Here is an 18,088-nt window from a genome sequence, read left to right as displayed (position 1 = left end):
AAAGAGTTTTGAAAAAAAGTGCGTTCTAGGCGGTGCTTCGTTAGGTGTTTGACGCAAGGACAAGGAGTCTATCATCAACTTTATTCACTATCAGCAGAGGGTCTAGTGGGCACCGGCGCCGGTGCGACCTGCGTATTTTGACTGGAGATCCCGCGCTGCGTCCGTAAATAGGTCGCAAAACTGGCAAGCCAGTGGCTACCAGAATAATGCGGCGTACTGACGGATTTTTCTCCGGCATTGCCGTGCAGGTTGGCCGACGCAATCAGCGCCCCGACACGGGGATCGTCCTGTGGCAAAGCCGAAGCAATACCCTGCAGCGCCCAGGCGCGGGAAAGATTGACGCCGTCGAGATGCACAAGCTTTCCATCGGTGGGATCATTAACAACCCCGATGGCCAACCAGTCGCCCGACCCGTCTTTTGGAATGTTGGGCAGGAACGTTGTAAGCCATGCCGCAAATTCCTGTTGCGGCATAATCCGTCGCATTAAATCGGCTTCCATCAGACAGGGAGAAAGGAAATCCTCGCCCGACGGCTCATAGGACAAAGGACAGTTTTTATCCGCGCGATGAAACGCGAGCGATTTATCGACGATGAGTTTTTCCATCCCGACATTGCCGCTTATTCGGGCCCAGTCGAGGAAAAGGCCAAAGGCAAACGCAGACTGATTGTGGGTACCCAACCGGATCGGATATGCTAGCTTCGGAACCCAATCATTAATCCGATCAGTGATAATGGTCTCCAGAGGCCTAAGCCTGCCCAGCCAAAGCTGCGCTTTCTCGGCCTTCTCCGTTTCCCCAACGGAAATCTCTTTCAGTTCTGCAGTCAATTGCAAAAACCACGCGATCCCATAGGGGCGCTCGAATGCCTTACGGTCTTCATTGCTGAAATATGCTACTTCACCCTTTATTTTGTCTGCGGTGAAGTTCGCATCCAGCGCTGCTTCTATCTCGGAATCCATGTCTGCAACGCTATTTTGACCCCACAGCCGGGTTAGCAGCCAATGGCCATGCACCGCGCTATGCCAGTCAAAACAGCCATAGAATACCGGCGTCAATTTGGATGGTTCCGCAACATCGTTCCGGCTTGTCAAAACATGGCTGATTTTATTAGGATATTGCTTGTTTATGCAATCCAGCGCGATCCTGGCAAACGTATGCTCCACTTTGCGCGGTAAACGGGCGTTATCGGCCGGATCTGGGGCTACATTCTTCCTCTCGAAATAGCCCCGTGTTTCCTCATTTTTGTCTTCCTCGTCGGTTTTGATCGAACAGCCCGCCAATGTTGCAGAGATGATGATCAACAGGCTGAAGCGCATTTTCAATTTCCATTTTTTGATTCCTTTTTCACAATAGAGAGGAATTGACCTAATGGCAAAACGCTATAGGGCGATCGGCTCTTTACAAATTGCCAGTTCCGGCCAAAATTCAGGCAACAGGATCAAAACCATCGCCACCCAGCCCGCTATATTTCTTACTGGCAGCCCGATGCGGCACATCACCGTGATGACGCTGACAGCAAGTGTAGGCCTGCTGACAATGTTCATCGTCGACTTCGTTGATCTGCTCTACATTGCGCAACTGGACGATAGTGCTCTCACGGCAGCAATGGGATTTGCTGCTACGATCCTGTTTTTTGGTACCGCATTTAATATCGGACTGATGATCGCCACCAGCGCCCTCGCCTCCCGGCGAATTGGCCGCGGTGAAGCAGGTTATGCCCGACGGTATCTCACCAATATCCTGGTTTTGAGCATGATGCTGATCATTCCGCTCGCCACGATTTTCTTTGTTTTTGCCCCGCAAATTCTGGACCTCGCTGGGGCTTCCGGAACCGCGAAGGACGCAGCCATCGGCTATATCCGGATTGTTTCGCCATTCATGCCTTTTAGCGTGGCTGCGATGGTTTGCTCAGGGTTTCTGCGTGCACATGGCGCAGCAGCACGGGCAATGAATGTGACGCTAAGCATGGGAATTACGAACGCAGTTCTCGATCCCATCTTCATCTTTGGGCTCGATCTTGGCGTGAACGGCGCGGCCATGGCCACAAGCTGCGCGGCCATGGTTTCTGCGGTCGTCGCGATTTTTCCGATCTTCAAACAATATGGCGGGTTTGAAAAATTTCGTAGCGACTGGTTTAATGAGGATATTAAGCCCATATTCGCGATACTGCTGCCGGCTATTTTGACCAATGTGGCGACACCCGTCGGCGGGTTCATCTCATATCGCTATATCGCGGGATATTCCGATGAAGTAGTCGCGGCATTTGCCGTAATGGGGAGGATTGTCCCGGTTGCATTCTGCCTTTTGTTTTCCCTGTCCGGCGCCATTGGTCCGATTATCGGACAAAACTTCGGCGCGCTGCAATTTGACCGGATACGCCTGACGATAAAGCAAGCCATGGGTTTCGCGCTTGGTTATACGTTGCTAATCTGGCCCGTGCTTTATCTGTTCAACGACCCGATCAGCGACCTCTTCAATCTCGAAGCGCAAGGGCGGCATTTATTCTGGCTATTTGCGGTCGTTCTGACACCACTTTTCTTCTTCAACGGGATGTTGTTTATCGCCAATGCCGCTTGCAATAATCTCGAGCGGCCGCGCTGGTCAATGATGATGAACTGGGCACGCAACACAATCGGATTAATCCCATTTCTCTGGCTTGGCGACAAGCTATACGGGTTGGACGGCGTAGTGATCGGTCCGGGCATAGGTGGAATTTTGTTCGGGATCATTGGTTATGTCGTCGCGCGCAATCTGGTGACCCGTCAAGAGGTTGAACATCACGATCCAAACGCTGAAAAACCGGTAATCACACCTTTTTGATTACCCCGTCAGCATATTGCTTTTATTACACAAATTATATCGTGCTGCTATTTTCCGCAGAAAAGCTGCGTTAACCATTTAACCACTAACGGTGCCCCGTCTCAAATTGATACAGCGTGTTTTCTACATAAATACAATTAACACAAAACGGCTATAAACAGCGCTTCCTGCCCGGTTGGGCGTCTACTTGGTGGTGTTAGAAAATTTCGGTGCGCGTTCCTCCTCCCTATGTCCCCCTTTGGGTGGTTCTGCTCCGGCTCTCGCCGGACCGGCGGGCTACGTGTTCTCGCATCCAGAGCCTGCGCTGCCTGCACAGCAGGAGCAAATAACACAGGAGCAAATAACAAAGGCTCCAGCTTTTGCCGCCGACAGCCTAACGACACTTGCTCCACAAATAAAGAATCCACCTGTTTTCAAAAACTGGAAACTGGTTATGCCAAAATGGCTGGTTTTAAATGTCCGCGAGCGTATTTTATTGGGTTTGCTACTCTTCAGCCTGATCATGGTTCCGGCCACTTTGCCGCAAGCCAGCGTCGACGCCCGTCAGTTCAATCCCAGCGATCCCAATCTGGAATCGGTTGAACGAGCAGAAGAGAATTTCGCTGGCTCCGCATTTTACTTCATTGATCCCGGTTATGCGATCCCGCAGAACTATGGTGCACTTGGCCTTGATCCCTCGAGCAATCCTGATGATGGCATACCGACAGACGCTCTTGGCATTGCATCTGCAAATGGCTTGACCGCAAACCAAGATCAATCAGTGGCCAACAATCTGATCAGACCCATATCGTTCAACGCATCGCTGACCGACAACAGCCGTGCGCTTCAGTGTTTAACACAAGCAATCTATTATGAAGCTGCGATGGAACCCGATGCCGGGCAACGCGGGGTCGCTCAAGTCATTCTGAACCGCGCGCGCCACCCGAGCTACCCCGGTACCGTCTGCGGCGTTATCTATCAAGGTAGCGAACGCCGCACCGGTTGCCAGTTTTCTTACACTTGCGATGGTTCACTGCGCCGCAAACCATCGAAATTTGGATGGAATCGTGCGCGCAAGGTTGCGGCTTACGCACTATCCGGTAAAATGGCCTCGCCCGTTGGCACCGCTACGCACTATCACGCAACCTATGTTTATCCCTATTGGGCTCCCAGCTTGCGATTTCTGGGAACTATCGGCGCGCACCGGTTTTATAGTTGGAAGGGTAGTGCTGGCAAAGCGAGCGCATTCAGCCAACGATATCGCGGTGGTGAACCGCTTCCAGCACCAAAACCGCAGAAATACAGCCCCGAGCCAGCATCGGTACTTGATCCAATTTCGCTTGAAAAAGCCTATGAAGCAGGTCTGAAAAAAGCCCAGACAGAGGCGGCACAGTCTGAAAAGGCGTCGGCTCTTGCAGCAGACAACGCACGTCGCCATTCGCTCCCATTACCTAACTTGAATGTTGGCGCTCCCAAGAACTACCAGACACCGAGCTACAGTAAAGAAGCCCAGGCCAGAGGTGGCGACAAAGCTTACGCCGGGCAAAAACTTCCGGACGTTAGCCAGATTAAACCAGAGTATCGCGATGCAGGAACCTGGAAAAAACGGCCGGGAAGCTAAGCTTGCGATTATTGTGATTAGCTAGTTTCGAACGCAACCATCCCGCGCTTTTGCTTGCTTTAGCTCTTGAATCGCGCCTAAAGGCACCCGATTTTAGGTGAAATAAATGGAGTGCGCTTTCATGGCGACGAACTGGAGGCCAAACGGCTGGAGAAATTTTGAAGGGCTACAAATGCCCGAATATCGTGATGCCTCGAAGCTTGCGGAAACTGAAAGCCTGCTGGGTACTTATCCTCCGCTGGTATTTGCCGGTGAAGCGCGCAGTCTGAAAAAAGAACTTGCCGAAGTTGCAGAGGGCAAAGGTTTTCTGCTGCAGGGCGGCGATTGCGCCGAGAGTTTTGCCGAGTTTCATCCCAATAATATCCGCGATACTTTTCGCGTGATTTTGCAGATGGCGGTCGTGCTGACCTACGCCTCGAAGATGCCGGTGGTCAAATTGGGCCGCATGGCGGGGCAATTTGCCAAACCGCGCTCCGCACCAACCGAAGTGCAGGATGGCTTAGAAATGCCAAGCTATCGGGGCGATATTATCAACGGCATCGAATTTGACGCTGATCGCCGAGAGCCCGATCCTGAACGCATGGTCCGCGCCTATAACCAAGCGGCGGCTACATTGAATCTGCTCCGCGCGTTTTCGACCGGTGGCTACGCCAATCTCAAACAGGTGCATGGCTGGACGCACGATTTCATGAGCCGCAGCCCATGGGCGAAGAAATTTGAAGAGATGGCGGACCGGATTGGTGAGGCCCTTTCGTTTATGGAAGCCTGCGGGATAAATCCTGATACCGTGCCACAATTGAAGGCAACATCGTTCTACACCAGCCACGAAGCCTTGCTGCTTCCCTACGAAGAAGCCCTCACGCGCCAAGATAGCTTGACCGGTGACTGGTATGACACCAGCGCGCACTTCCTCTGGATTGGCGATCGCACACGTTTTGAAGGCTCTGCTCACGTCGAGTTTCTGCGCGGCATTGGTAATCCGATCGGCATGAAGTGCGGTCCTTCGCTCAAGGCCGATGACCTTCTTCAAATGCTTGATACACTTAATCCGGCCCGCGAAGCCGGGCGGATCACACTTATCTCGCGGTTTGGCCATGACAAAGTTGAGACTGGTCTCACGCCACTCGTGCGTGCGGTGAAGGCAGAAGGCCATCCTGTAGTCTGGTCCTGTGATCCGATGCACGGCAATGTGATCAAAGCGGAGAGCGGTTATAAAACACGTCCGTTCGATCGTATTCTCGCTGAAGTTCGGGGCTTCTTTGCAGTGCACCGTGCGGAAGGGACATTTGCGGGCGGTATTCATTGCGAGATGACCGGACAAAATGTAACGGAATGCACTGGCGGCGCGGTGGCTATTACTGACGCTGCTCTGGGCGACCGTTATCATACGCATTGTGATCCACGCTTAAATGCAGCCCAATCTCTGGAGCTCGCTTTCCTGCTTGCAGAAATGCTCAATCAGGAGCTGGCGGAGCGGGCCCGCGAGGCAGCGTAACCGATGCCCAACAGGATCAAGCCAGAACGGATGCGCACAGAAGATTATGCACCGGGAGAATCGCCGATGAACCGAGGCGCTACTTATGTTCGCAAAGAAATCGTCCGCAATGGCGTTGGCTTTGGCAGCGCGCTGGCAATAGTGATCAGTTTCACCAGCCATCAATCTGTTGTCTGGGCTATCATTCACGGCTTTTTGTCTTGGCTTTATGTAATATATTTTGTGTTGACGCGTTGAATTTCCAAAATTCGTGACTTTCGGTCGCCGCCATTCTATTATAGCGACAACTTTGGTTTAGCCCGGGAGCACTATGACCCGTCTTTCCTTTTTCTTGCCGCTTTGTCTGGTAACTTTATCTGCCTGTGCTGGGCCTATAGAAACGCGTATCGAAACCCGGGCTTCGGCGTCGGGGTCTGTGCCGAAACAGTTTATGTTCTCTGAGAACCTGGAACAGAATAATCAAACCTACAGTTTGGCAAAATCACTGGTTAGCCAAAAACTATTGAATGAAGGTTATAGCGAAGCCAAGGTTGCGTCACTATTAGTCCAGATAGCGCTGGCTGACCGGCCTGCATCAATCGCGATATCAACAGGCGAACAACCGGGAAAAACACTGGTCGGCCCGAAAAAAAACAAACCATTGCAATCTTGTCTGGATCAGGAGCATCGTTTCTCCGTGGACATATTCAACCAGATAGATGGGAGCATTTTCTATTCCGGAAAAGCCGCCGAATATCACTGCAAGGGTACAATGGACACGTCTCTGCCCCATTTGGTCGATGCCGCGCTTTCAGACCTAGGTGCAAACAATGGCTTGGAGCCTAAAAGCTCAACGCGCTCTCGAACTGGTGTTGAATAAAACTAATTCTCACCATCGGTTTCCAAGTCCGGAGCAACCGGCAATAATATTGTAAAACGTGCGCCGCCATCGCGAATATTTTCAGCTCTGATACTGCCACCATGCCGTTGAATAACCGTTTCAACGAAATTCAATCCCAGCCCAGAGCCTTTTACCGCTCCTTTTGCACCCTGGTCGTCGGTAGTGAAGCGCTCAAACAAATGTCCCAAAAGCTCCTCGGCGATTCCCTCCCCCTGATCAGCAATCGACACCGAAACAAAAGACTGTTTATCAATGCTGATATTTCTGAGCTGGATGTCGATCGTCGTTCCATCCGGACTATATTTAATAGCATTGTCGATCAAATTGACAAATGACCGGTGCAGGCTCGACGGTTCGCCGACAATGAACGCTCCATCGGATTGATCGTCAACTGCGCACTTTATCCCGCGCGCATTGGCAAGCGGCCACAAGCTATCGTTCGCCTCAATCACCAGTTCTGATAGAAGAAGGTCTTCACCATCAAATTCACTGGCCTTGATGCGCGCAAGGCCGACAAAATTGTCCGCCAGTGCCAGAGTGCGCCTAGCATGCCCCTCAATGCGACGATGCGTATCTGTTGGCTGCTGGTCATTTAACAGCGCCAATATGGCCGCTTGCGGCGCACGCATATCGTGAGAGAGCAGCTCCAGCACCTCTTCGCGTTCTTGCGATGCATTTGCCACTTCAGTGATATCTGCCAGATAGTGAATATAGCCTCGCAATTCCCCCTCATCCGAGACAACCGGAGCGCGGCGCATCGCGAAGACCTCGTCATTGCGCGAGGTAAAATCGACATAGTCATGCTCTGTGGGTTGTATCTGCAACGTCAGATAATCTTTCACATCGGCCAAATCTTCCAAAGCGACAAACCGGTCAAGCATGGCGTCCAGAGCCATGTCCTGCGCACCATCCTCAAGTCCCGTTTGCGCAAGCTTGTTGGCAAATATAACCTTACCTTCCAGATCCGTAATGAACATAGGGTCTGGCAGATTGCTGAGCGCATCAGAAATAAACCGCCGAAGGTCGCGCATATGGGCAATAGCATGTGTCAATTCTTCAGCTTGACCAGTGACTACATCAACCGGGCCAGCAGCGCTTACTCCGACTGGAATGTCAATATTACTGCTCCTGAAGGTCTGCAACTCCTCATCCATAAACTCACTTGTGGCTTGCAGTCGCCGCCATCCCCACACCGGATAGATCAACGCCAAGCCTGCCAATGCAGCGGACGGTGCGAACCAGATATTCAAGGTGAGCAACATTGCGCTTGTGCTTAGAACGGCGAGATAAAGGCCAAGAGAAACAAACAGCGAGGATCGCGGTCGCCAGCGCCAGAAACCGATGAGTAATATCCAGAGCGGCAAAAGCGAAATTACCAACTGCTGCCAAAATGGCAATGGTTTGATAAAATTATCGGTGCGTAGCCCGCTCAGCATATTGGCCATGATTTCAACACCGGCCATAGTTCCGCCATCTCCGAGTGGCACAGGATACTGGTCTCCCAGTCCATTGGCTGTTGCGCCGATCAAAATAATTTTGTCGTTCAAAAATCCGGCAGGAACCTCTCCCTTGGCAATAGCTGTATAGGATATGGTTGCAAAGCTTCCCCGTCTGGCAAACGGAACCAATAACGCTTCATCGCAGTTTTCAATGCTCTGGTAAGCTTGAGAACGGTTGCCGTTTATTCGGCGATAAACTTGCTCCATCAGGTGCGGCCATATTGTTTTCGTGACCCGGCTTTCAAAACATGGCTGAAACCTTCGCACCACACCATCACGATCAAACGCCAAATTCACATGACCAAGACCGCTTGACGACTCTTTGAAAATATTGATTGGCTGCTTGGTATCGAATGCAGCGCCATCGCTACCGGGAAAAACAAAATGGACGGGTAGAAACAGGTTGTCATTCTTGCCCATTGCGGATGCCAATTGCTGGTCTTCAATCTCATCTCCAGCTTCGCTCAGCAATATGTCAAAGGCGATCACTTTGGGATTTGCTATTGCCATTTGTTCAAAGAAACTTGCATGAACATCTCGCTTCCAGGGCCATTTTCCAAAACTGGCCAAGCTATCTTCATCGACTGCGATAATCAGAATATCTTCGGCGGCCTTCGGACGATCAAGATCAGATAACCGGTCATAGAACAGATTATCAAAACCCGAGAGCGGTGCCCAATAAACCAGCGCTGATATCATTAACGATGCAAAAAGCGCGACCGATGCCCACTCGATCCCCAGGCGCCGGCGCAGTTTCATGGGCTGTCAGATCTCCGTGGATTAAAACAACAAGACCAGCCGACTAGGGGCTTAGTCTGCCACCGTCAATTTCTCAAAATCGGTCCATTTCTCCGATGCTTCGCCGTCTGAGATCTGGGTCACGCCAATCCGCCAGTAATATTCGCCATCCGGCAAGTCGGACAATGTCAAAGATTGATCAATCAAACCGGCTTCATCCACCATCGGCACAGCGGATTTGCTGTCTTTGACAATTTGAAACCGATAAAATCGTTTACCGCTTCCTTCGCCGTCCCATTTAAAACGATATCCAAAATCACCTGCTCCGGCGCTGCCGCTTAAAGTGCTCAATTGGCGCTTGAAACTATAGGCTGCGGGCATGCCTTCGAAACCATCGTTTGAAATCGAAGTTGCTTTGGCAAAATATCTTCCGTCGGGCAGGCTGGGCAAACTGACTATCGCGCTTTCTGATTGTTGTTCCGCGACAATATCTACAAAACCTGCATCGGTCGAAACCAATATCCGGCTTCCTGCCGCATCTGTTCTTGGAGTTACAGCGAACGAAACCTGTTGTTCGGACTGAACTTTGCCGGGTTCAACCAAAGTGGGAGGCGATAAAAGGTCAGCCTTGTCCAACGAACCTGTGACTGTCGCAGCCGCTCCGGTGCCTTCGGGTATGGATACGGATTTGCCGCCTGAGTTTACTCCCAAAGAAACGTCAACCAATCCCTCGACCGTCTCCGAAAACACGGTCCCGGTATTTTCATCAACTCGTGTGCGATAATCTGTTCCGCGAACAGCCGATACCGCTACGGGTGTTCGCACCCGATATCGATCAGCCTTCTTGCTGAATGGTACGATTTTTGAGCGTATCCGGCCGTTCTCAACCGAGAATTCATAATCGATGCTATCGGTCAGGGAAATATAGCGCAGCCGTTCTACAAGAACGCGGCTATTCGACGGCATCGAAATGCGCGAGCCGTCTTCCAGTCTTAGCGTTACAAAACTGGATGCTGCTGTTGAAATGCGTTGGCCTTCAGCAAGCGCCATTCCTTTTGAGACATCCGCTGTTTGACCGTTACCTGCTAGCGAAACATTGCCTTTAAAAGCAGCAATGCTGGCGGTGCTAGGGCGATATTTCAATATCCGGAAGGGCACTGACAGTCGTTTACCGACCGAAATCAGGCGGGGGTTTTTGATCCGGTTGATCCGTTGCACCACGCGATAATCTGAAGGCTTGCGAAAATATTTTTTGGCAAGACCAATCAACGTATCGCCGCGTTTTACAATATAGGTGACACGTTCAAGATCTTGTTGAGCGCCGGATTGGGCTCCCTGCGCATGCGCGGCTTGCGGGAAAACGGCCATAGGAGTAACGGCAAGCAGCGACCAGAATCGAAACTCTAGCAAATCCATACGTCCGTTTGTCATCTTTATCCCCCGTTGCCGAGCGTCTCCAGACGGTAGCCATAGCCGAATACAGTAAAAATACGAAATCCATTCTCCGGCGTCAGAGATAATTTGGATCGAACCCGCGAGACATGCATATCCAATGTCCGAGTTGCGAGATGTGCGTTGGTACGCCAGACCGTTTCCATGATATAGCGCCGCGACAAGGTGCGGTCACGGTTACGGAACATGATATCGGTTAGCTCAAATTCCTTGGCAGTCAGGGATATTTCTTTCCCCTTGTGCTGCACTTTCTGTTCAATCCGATCGAGGATATAGTCACCATATTGTGCGGTGGTTTCCATTGCAGAACTGCCACTATTGCGGCGCAATATAGCATTAATCCGGGCGGCAATTACTGCCGGATCCTCGGGTTTGGTGATATAATCATCAGCCCCGGCGTTCAGCGCATCGCTGATATCCTGCTTCGCTGTCCGGCTGGTCATCATGATCACCGGTGGACGATCATCGACTGAATTCTCCATCCACTCCAGAATTTGCATGCCGGTTTTGCCTGGCATATTCCAATCGAGAATAACCAAGTCAAAAGTGTCTCTCAGTAGCGAATTGGTCAATCCGTTCCCGTCAGAATGACCCACAACAACGTGGCCCTGCTCCTCGGCAATATTGGTCAGAAATTCTACGATTTCTTTGTCGTCATCGGCGATTGCGATTCGCATATTGTCTCTCCTGGCACGAATTGCTGCACATTACACAACACAGAAATTCACATCCAATGGCCCCCCTTTAAAAATACAATTCTATTTACCCTTAGTTTTGTTTGATTTACCAGCAATACCCGCCTCTCGTTACAACGATTTACAACTTACTGACAAGAATGCTGCTAACCAATATTTGAATTCGTCACGCACCTCCAATCAGGGTCGCAGGAGCCGGCGGGGAAACCCGCCGGCTTTTCCTTGCGCTGCTTGGTCGCATTACAAAGCAATGCATTAGCTATCAAATATGAGAATTGGTTGGGGTGGCAGGGATCGAACCTGCGAATGCCGGCATCAAAAGCCGGTGCCTTACCACTTGGCGACACCCCAATATAAGCAGTTGGTATGGTCAACACCACCGCTGGTGAACGGGCCTATTATCCAGTTTGATCCAAAGGAGCAAGGGCCAGTTCGCGGTTCTTGCTAAAACAGTCTTTTTACCCAGTCGTGCCGGTCTTCCGACAGACCCCGCTGGATATCCACCAATCGCGATTTCAGTTTTTCGGTTAGCTGCCCGGGTCCGCCGCTACCGATGGTAAATTCTCCATGCCGAGACTTTACCATACCGACGGATGTGACGACCGCGGCTGTTCCGCAAGCAAAGGTTTCGACCAATTTCCCGCTTGTCGCGTCGCCACGCCATTGCTCAATAGAATATGGCTCTTCAGAAACCTCAAGCCCTTCTTCCCGTGCCAGAACGATGATCGATTCGCGCGTTATCCCTGGCAATATGGTCCCGGACAATGGCGGCGTTATAAGTTTTCCGTCATCCATCACGAAAAATAAGTTCATTCCGCCCAGTTCTTCTACCCAACGGCGTTCGGCGGCATCCAGAAAGACGACTTGGTCACAATGCTGCTCGATTGCCTCGGCCTGAGCGACAAGGCTGGCAGCATAGTTGCCACCGCATTTCGCTGCACCTGTTCCACCGGGAGCCGCGCGACTATAGTCTTCCGATACCCAGATCGTCACGGCCGTTGCGCCGCTCTTGAAATATTCACCGGCAGGTGAAGCGATCACCATATAAAGATATTCCTTGGCGGGACGTACGCCAAGAAACACTTCGCTAGCGAACATGAAAGGGCGCAAATAAAGCGATCCTCCATCAACCGAAGGAAACCAATCTCTATCAATTTCAACCAATTTTTCAACGGACTGCAAAAAGACTTCAACCGGCAGTTCCGGCATCGCCATACGCCGGGCAGAGGCTTGGAAACGTTTGGCATTTTCTTCCGGACGAAACAGCGCTGTGCTGCCATCTGCAAGCCGGTAGGCCTTCATACCTTCAAAAATCTCCTGTGCATAATGAAGCACCGAGGAAGCAGGATTCATTTGTATCGGACCGCGCTTTTTTATGTTCGCATCATGCCAACCCAAATTCTCGGACCATCGAATTACCACCATATGATCTGTAAACAAATTACCGAATCCGGGGTTTTCGAGCAACTTTGCGCGCTCATTTGCTTCGACCGGCGCGCTATTGCGTTCAATCGTAAATTCGAGCGCCTTTGCGTTTGCCATAAGATGCACCTTGTTCGCCGTTAATTGTTCCGCGATGGAACAGATGGAAGCCTGATCAGATTATCTTGCAATCACCTAAACAGCCTGTCAAGATACGTCAACATGACTGACGTATATCGACAATCTATTTCCACCGGCGCATCGCCACTTTTCCTTCGTGAAGACGAGATTCGTCGCGGGGTTGAACTGCTCTATTTCGGATACACAAGGCTAACCAATTCCATTGACCAGGAACTTGGAAAACAGGGGCTGGGGCGCGCCCATCACCGGGCATTATATTTCATCGCCCGCCAACCGGAACTAACTGTGGGCGAATTGCTTCAGCTTCTGGCTATTACCAAGCAGTCACTAGGCCGAGTACTCAAGGAGTTGCACGCACGCGGCTTTGTGATAACGAAACCGGGGCTTATCGATAGACGTCAGAAATTACTCCGTTTGACGGAAGCGGGAGCAGCTCTCGAGACGGAACTTTTTGGGCAATTGCGGGAAAGACTGTCCGCCGCTTATGTCGCTGCCGGTCAAGAATCTGTTACCGGTTTCTGGAAAGTGCTAGAAGGGCTTATCCCAGAAGAGGATCGGCAAATGGTTTTCGATTTACGCAGTGCAAAAGCTTAGTCAGTTATTTTTTGGCTTCTTTTGCCATTTCCTTATTACGCTGCATCGCCGCCTTCAGAACATCTTTTAGCAACGCATTGAGGCGACCACCGGCATCAAGGACATCCAGCCCCTTACGGGTCACACCGTTGGGGCTTGCCACCTGATTAGCGAGCGTACCAGGATCATGCTCTGAGCTGGCCGTGAGCATCGCTGCACCCTCGACCATTTTCAACGCCAAACGTCCTGCCTGTTCCTTGTCCATGCCCAGTTCGTGTGCTGAGACTGTCAGCGCATCTATAAACCGGAACAGAAATGCCGGCCCAGAACCCGCTAGCGCGGTCGCGATATGCATCTGCTCTTCATTCTCTAGCCATTCTGGCGGACCCAGCGGACTGAACAGAGCGTCCATCTGATCATGCAAATCCGAGCCAATATCCTTGCCGATCATGATCATCGGAGACTTGCCAACCGTCACTGCCATATTTGGCATCAATCGAACAATCGCACCCGCAGCCGGCAAAGCGCCGTGTAAAACATCTAGTTCGGTTCCGGCGAGTATTGAAATCACGTTGGTTTTGGAGCCCAGCAACGGGGCGAGTTCCTCGGTAACCTCTCCAAGCTGATGCGGTTTCATTGCCAGCAGCACAAGATCGGGTGGGCCATCTGCAGGATAATCTGGTTGCGAAATTTTGCCCCCTGGCAATTCGGATTGGGATGGTTTGACAATAGTCACATTTTCGGGAGACAATCCATTGTCGAGCCAAGCTTGCAAAATCGCTCCACCCATATTGCCGCAACCGATCATCCAGATATTGGCTGGCCATTGCATCAGGCTGCTCGCTCGCTAGGCTTCACCTTGAGTATCCACCATGGCATGTTTGATCGCGTCTTGCGGACTCTTGTCGCTCCACAGCACAAACTGGAAAACCGGATAGAAGCGCTCCCACTCGTCAATCGCCATATCAACGATCGATTGTGCCTGATCAAGCCCCAGCATCCCGCTTCCACCAAGCATCGTCGCATGACGGAATAGCAAAATGCTATTGGTTGACCAGAGGTCAAAATGACCGAGCCAGAGTTGCTCGTTGATAAGACCAAGCGTCTCATAAATAGCAAGCTTCTTCTCTTCCGGCACACGGATTTCCGGCAGCAACAAAATTTGCAAAACATGGTCTTCATCACGCCAGATTGCGCGCAATTGATAGCTGGTCCAGTTGCCCTTTATTTCGACCGAAATTTCCTCGTCACTGACATGATCAACTGACCATCCGCGCGCTTCAAAAAAGGCAGCAAGCATATCGACAGGAGGGGCTTCCTCCTGGTCAAGTTCTGACCATTGATCGTCAAGCATCGGGTTTCCAAAACATGTGAAGCACAATGCTCATCTGGAGCAGCGGTCCAATTTGGGCAAGGTGATGCATGCCACGTCACGATATTGTTTGTGGGAAGACTGTGGATAATGCGGCGTCGTCAAATGGCGCTATTGGCTAGCCGATTTTCGCGGTGCGACCTTTTGAGGCGCTCCTTTGGCAGGCGCTTTTTTGGTTGGAGCTTTTCGAGTGGTAGTCGATTTTGCTGCTGGTTTAACCGCTTTCTCTAGCGCATCAACGCGCTTTTTCAGCGCGTCCGCTTCAGCGCGCGCCTTGGCCGCCATTTCCTTGACCGCTTCAAATTCTTCACGGGAAACAAAGTCCATGCCGCCAAAAAATTCCTTCGCCCGCTCCCGCGCGCCAGCTTCGGCTTCACGGCCCACACCGGCAACCGTGCCCGCGATACCGTTTAGGACTTTGGAGAGGTCATCAAAAAATCGGTTCTGACTTTGCATATTATCAACTCCTGAATTGCCTGACCCAATGATGGCTCGGGCAGAAACTACAATCTATTGCTATATCTGGGTCCTTGCAGCCGGAACAACAAGTGTTTCGGCATTCGGGTTTAGCCAATCAATTTGTTTGTTGAGTATACCGGCAAAACAAAGCCACGCCAGATACGGTACTAAAAGCCAAGCTGCAGCTTTGCGAATGCGTCCGAAAACCAGCGTTGTCGCCAGCGCCGTCAGAAAAATCATAACAAGCAACCAGAATGCGGCGGACACTTGGTGCATCCCGAAAAATAACGGCGACCAGAAAAGATTGAGCGCAAACTGCGACAAAAACAACACGATCGCCACCCCGCGCAACGGCGCGCCTCGAGCATGCAATATCATGGCAAAGGCCGTGCCCATCATGATGTAAAGTACTGTCCATGCAGCACCGAAAGCCCAACCGGGGGCTGAGCGTCCGGCTTGGTTAAAGCACCAAACCAGCGGTTTTCTTCGCCTGAACCGGCAACCTGACCCGAAAGAAATCCAAGTAGAACGATTAGCGGGACAACAAACAAAACCCAGCGCAATAGCGACATGCGTAATTGCCCTTTTGATGCAATCTGGTTCACAATATCATATCCTTGGAGCTCACCACTGGTCGCGAATCGCTTGTAACAGAAAACTTTTCTCAGACGGCTTCTTTAGTCAGTCAGCTCCGCTTTTGCTACCATCATGGGTTTATTGGCTTTTTGCGCGAGATGATCTGCAAGCTGCCCCGTTGAATATCCACTCGATGGGCTTGGACGAGACTGGTGTCGTACCCATATAGTCGAAAATAACCGCCAGATTTTCCTTCGGTCTTTGTCCAAAAGATTGTGAGCATGGCCAACCACTGCTAGGCTTTTTTAATGAGTGATAATTCCGATAACCGCTCGGCGGGGTCAGCCGAGAATACCGAATCTGAGACAGGCTCCATCAAGAAAATCGGCAATTTGCGGATGATATGGGATCAAGCGGTTCGTTATCCCAAACAAATTGTGCTAGCCGCCATCTCTCTTTTCGTTGCCGCCATGGCAACCCTCGCAATACCGGCGGGCTTCAAGACGATAATCGACAAAGGCTTTGCAGCCGGGAATGGTGACGTTGCTCCTTATTTTCAGGGATTGTTGCTAGTCGTCGGTGTGCTCGCGATTGCCACCGCTTTCCGATTTTACTTCGTTAGCTGGCTAGGTGAGCGTGTGGTTGCGGACATACGCCTGGCAGTTCAACGCAATTTATTGCGGCTTGCGCCCGGTTTTTTTGAAGAGAACCGACCATCGGAAATTGCTTCACGGATGACCTCGGACACTGCTGTGATCGAGCAGATTGTCGGCACCACGGTATCAGTGGCGTTGCGCAATATTGTTATCGGCATTGGTGGGATCATTTATCTCTTTACTCTAGCACCCATGCTCACCGCGGGTTTGCTCATCGGCATTCCCATCGTAATTCTGCCGATAGTTTTTATCGGTCGCAAATTGACAAATGTTTCGCGCTTTAGCCAGGATCGAGTGGCGGACGTCGGCGCAATGGTGGCGGAGACTCTGGGCGCGATGAAGATTGTGCAGGCATTTGGCCAGGAACAACGTGAACATAAGCGCTTTGGTGGAGCTGTAGAGGCAACCTTCGATACTGCGAAACGCAGGATAAGGCTGCGCGCCGCTTTGACAGCGGTCGTTATCGCTATGGTTTTCTCGGGAATCACAATGTTGATGTGGCGGGGAGCTGTTGGCGTCGCAGAAGGCAGTATATCGGGCGGCACAATCGCAGCCTTCGTTCTAACCGGAGGCCTCGTCGCAGGAGCCTTTGGCGCATTAACGGAAGTTTATGGCGATCTCCTTCGCGGCGCTGGCGCTGCTGGAAGGCTGGCGGAGCTACTTTCCGAAGAACCTGGTATTGCGGCACCCAAATCGCCCATTGCCTTGCCTGAGCCACCGCGAGGCCAGATTTCTTTCGATAATGTGACCTTTGCCTATCCCACCCGGCCAGATACGGCGGCGCTCAATGGCTTCACTCTGAAGGTCACACCAGGCGAGACCGTAGCGGTCGTCGGTCCTTCTGGTGCGGGCAAATCCACGCTGTTTCAACTGGCTCAACGCTTCTATGATCCACAAAGTGGCACCGTTCGAATTGATGGTGTGACTTTGCCATCAGCTGACCCGGCAGATATTCGCGGACGCATGGCGCTGGTTCCTCAGGAGACAGTGTTGTTCGCGGCCAGTGCCCGGGACAATTTGCGTTATGGCAACTGGAATGCGACCGATGACGAGATTTGGACCGCAGCTCGCGCCGCCAACGCCGAAGACTTTTTGCGTGATCTCCCTGACGGGTTAGATACTTTTATGGGTGAAGCGGGTACACGGCTATCGGGTGGTCAGCGACAACGCATTGCAATCGCCCGTGCTCTTTTGCGCAACACACCCATTTTGCTGCTTGATGAGGCGACATCGGCGCTTGATGCAGAAAGCGAGAAACTGGTTCAGGACGCCCTGGAAAAGCTGATGCAGGACCGCACCACTATCGTTATTGCGCATCGGCTCGCCACCGTTCGGTCAGCTGATCGCATCATCGTAATGGATGGCGGACAAATTGTGGAACAGGGCGCTCATGACAGCCTGATGGCCAAAAACGGCTTATATGCGCGACTAGCTGATTTACAATTTAGCACTGGTGAAATATCCACTGCCTCTATTGCCAGCAAGGCCGCTGCGATCAACTAATTCCCCTGACAGCGGAGTCATGCGTCGTTCTGACTATCAAGGCAGGCCGCTGGTGACGTCTCACTAAGCGCCATTCTTGACCTTTTCTGATTTCATTGAGCTTTGATATCAGGACTGTCTGCCGGCTTTTTCGGCCAACTGCCAACTGTCCCAGTGTCACTATTTATGGGCAGGGGGAAAACTGATAAGCACTATATCAACCAATGA

15 protein-coding genes, 1 tRNA gene and 1 pseudogene are annotated in these 18,088 nt (G+C 51.5%); 7 read left to right on the top strand and 10 right to left on the bottom strand.

The features are described from left to right. Positions 1-80 precede the first annotated feature (80 nt). Entirely contained in the window at positions 81-1,316 is a 1,236-nt protein-coding gene (locus tag HF685_RS14580) for a DUF2891 domain-containing protein (RefSeq protein ID WP_168820608.1), read from the bottom strand. Positions 1,317-1,368: 52 nt separating this feature from the next. On the opposite strand from HF685_RS14580, the gene HF685_RS14575 reads away from it, so the two are divergent. The 5 genes from HF685_RS14575 (at position 1,369) to HF685_RS14555 (ending at position 6,774) form a co-directional block, all read left to right on the top strand. Further along, on the top strand, positions 1,369-2,820 hold the full coding sequence (locus tag HF685_RS14575; RefSeq protein ID WP_168820607.1) for an MATE family efflux transporter: 1,452 nt from the start codon (positions 1,369-1,371) through the stop codon (positions 2,818-2,820). Positions 2,821-3,253: 433 nt separating this feature from the next. After that, positions 3,254-4,420, top strand: coding sequence for a cell wall hydrolase (locus HF685_RS14570; protein ID WP_246218646.1), 1,167 nt, complete (start codon positions 3,254-3,256; stop codon positions 4,418-4,420). 121 nt (positions 4,421-4,541) lie between these two features. After that, positions 4,542-5,915: a class II 3-deoxy-7-phosphoheptulonate synthase gene (locus tag HF685_RS14565; RefSeq protein WP_168820606.1), complete on the top strand. Its 1,374-nt coding sequence runs from the start codon at positions 4,542-4,544 to the stop codon at positions 5,913-5,915. Positions 5,916-5,918: 3 nt separating this feature from the next. Then, a complete protein-coding gene (locus HF685_RS14560; RefSeq protein ID WP_168817457.1) occupies positions 5,919-6,152 on the top strand; it encodes a hypothetical protein in 234 nt (77 codons plus the stop codon). Positions 6,153-6,225: 73 nt separating this feature from the next. Continuing rightward, positions 6,226-6,774: a hypothetical protein gene (locus HF685_RS14555; protein WP_168820605.1), complete on the top strand. Its 549-nt coding sequence runs from the start codon at positions 6,226-6,228 to the stop codon at positions 6,772-6,774. Between the two features lie 2 nt (positions 6,775-6,776). Here HF685_RS14555 and HF685_RS14550 read toward each other — a convergent pair whose 3' ends face one another. The 5 genes from HF685_RS14550 to HF685_RS14530 form a co-directional block, all read right to left on the bottom strand. After that, positions 6,777-9,053 (bottom strand): CHASE2 domain-containing protein, encoded by a 2,277-nt coding sequence (locus tag HF685_RS14550; protein WP_168820604.1) that lies wholly within the window; start codon positions 9,051-9,053, stop codon positions 6,777-6,779. Positions 9,054-9,104: 51 nt separating this feature from the next. Continuing rightward, on the bottom strand, positions 9,105-10,463 hold the full coding sequence (locus HF685_RS14545; protein WP_168820603.1) for a FecR family protein: 1,359 nt from the start codon (positions 10,461-10,463) through the stop codon (positions 9,105-9,107). 2 nt (positions 10,464-10,465) lie between these two features. Continuing rightward, positions 10,466-11,161: a response regulator transcription factor gene (locus HF685_RS14540; RefSeq protein WP_168820602.1), complete on the bottom strand. Its 696-nt coding sequence runs from the start codon at positions 11,159-11,161 to the stop codon at positions 10,466-10,468. A gap of 294 nt (positions 11,162-11,455) precedes the next feature. Then, a tRNA-Gln gene (locus HF685_RS14535) sits at positions 11,456-11,530 on the bottom strand. A gap of 93 nt (positions 11,531-11,623) precedes the next feature. Beyond that, on the bottom strand, positions 11,624-12,721 hold the full coding sequence (locus HF685_RS14530; protein WP_168820601.1) for a branched-chain amino acid aminotransferase: 1,098 nt from the start codon (positions 12,719-12,721) through the stop codon (positions 11,624-11,626). Between the two features lie 102 nt (positions 12,722-12,823). On the opposite strand from HF685_RS14530, the gene HF685_RS14525 reads away from it, so the two are divergent. Then, positions 12,824-13,336, top strand: coding sequence for a MarR family winged helix-turn-helix transcriptional regulator (locus tag HF685_RS14525; RefSeq protein ID WP_168820600.1), 513 nt, complete (start codon positions 12,824-12,826; stop codon positions 13,334-13,336). Positions 13,337-13,340: 4 nt separating this feature from the next. Here HF685_RS14525 and HF685_RS14520 read toward each other — a convergent pair whose 3' ends face one another. From HF685_RS14520 to HF685_RS14505, 4 genes and pseudogenes are all read right to left on the bottom strand, one after another. Then, complete coding sequence (locus tag HF685_RS14520) at positions 13,341-14,147, bottom strand: pyrroline-5-carboxylate reductase family protein (RefSeq protein ID WP_246218645.1); 807 nt, start codon at positions 14,145-14,147, stop codon at positions 13,341-13,343. Between the two features lie 15 nt (positions 14,148-14,162). After that, positions 14,163-14,669 carry a type III secretion system chaperone family protein gene (locus tag HF685_RS14515; protein ID WP_168820599.1) on the bottom strand — a complete coding sequence of 169 codons (507 nt, stop codon included), beginning with the start codon at positions 14,667-14,669 and terminating at the stop codon, positions 14,163-14,165. Between the two features lie 129 nt (positions 14,670-14,798). Then, positions 14,799-15,143 carry an accessory factor UbiK family protein gene (locus HF685_RS14510; protein WP_168820598.1) on the bottom strand — a complete coding sequence of 115 codons (345 nt, stop codon included), beginning with the start codon at positions 15,141-15,143 and terminating at the stop codon, positions 14,799-14,801. A 60-nt stretch (positions 15,144-15,203) separates the two neighbouring features. Beyond that, positions 15,204-15,751: pseudogene (locus HF685_RS14505) on the bottom strand (TspO/MBR family protein). 279 nt (positions 15,752-16,030) lie between these two features. On the opposite strand from HF685_RS14505, the gene HF685_RS14500 reads away from it, so the two are divergent. Further along, entirely contained in the window at positions 16,031-17,881 is a 1,851-nt protein-coding gene (locus HF685_RS14500) for an ABC transporter transmembrane domain-containing protein (protein ID WP_168820597.1), read from the top strand. Positions 17,882-18,088: the final 207 nt, after the last annotated feature.

Origin of the sequence: Parasphingorhabdus halotolerans, from assembly GCF_012516475.1 — a bacterium.
GTDB classification, from domain to species: Bacteria; Pseudomonadota; Alphaproteobacteria; order Sphingomonadales; family Sphingomonadaceae; genus Parasphingorhabdus; species Parasphingorhabdus halotolerans.
Note: the sequence above shows the minus strand (reverse complement) of the source record. Positions and strands in the feature narration are given on the sequence as shown.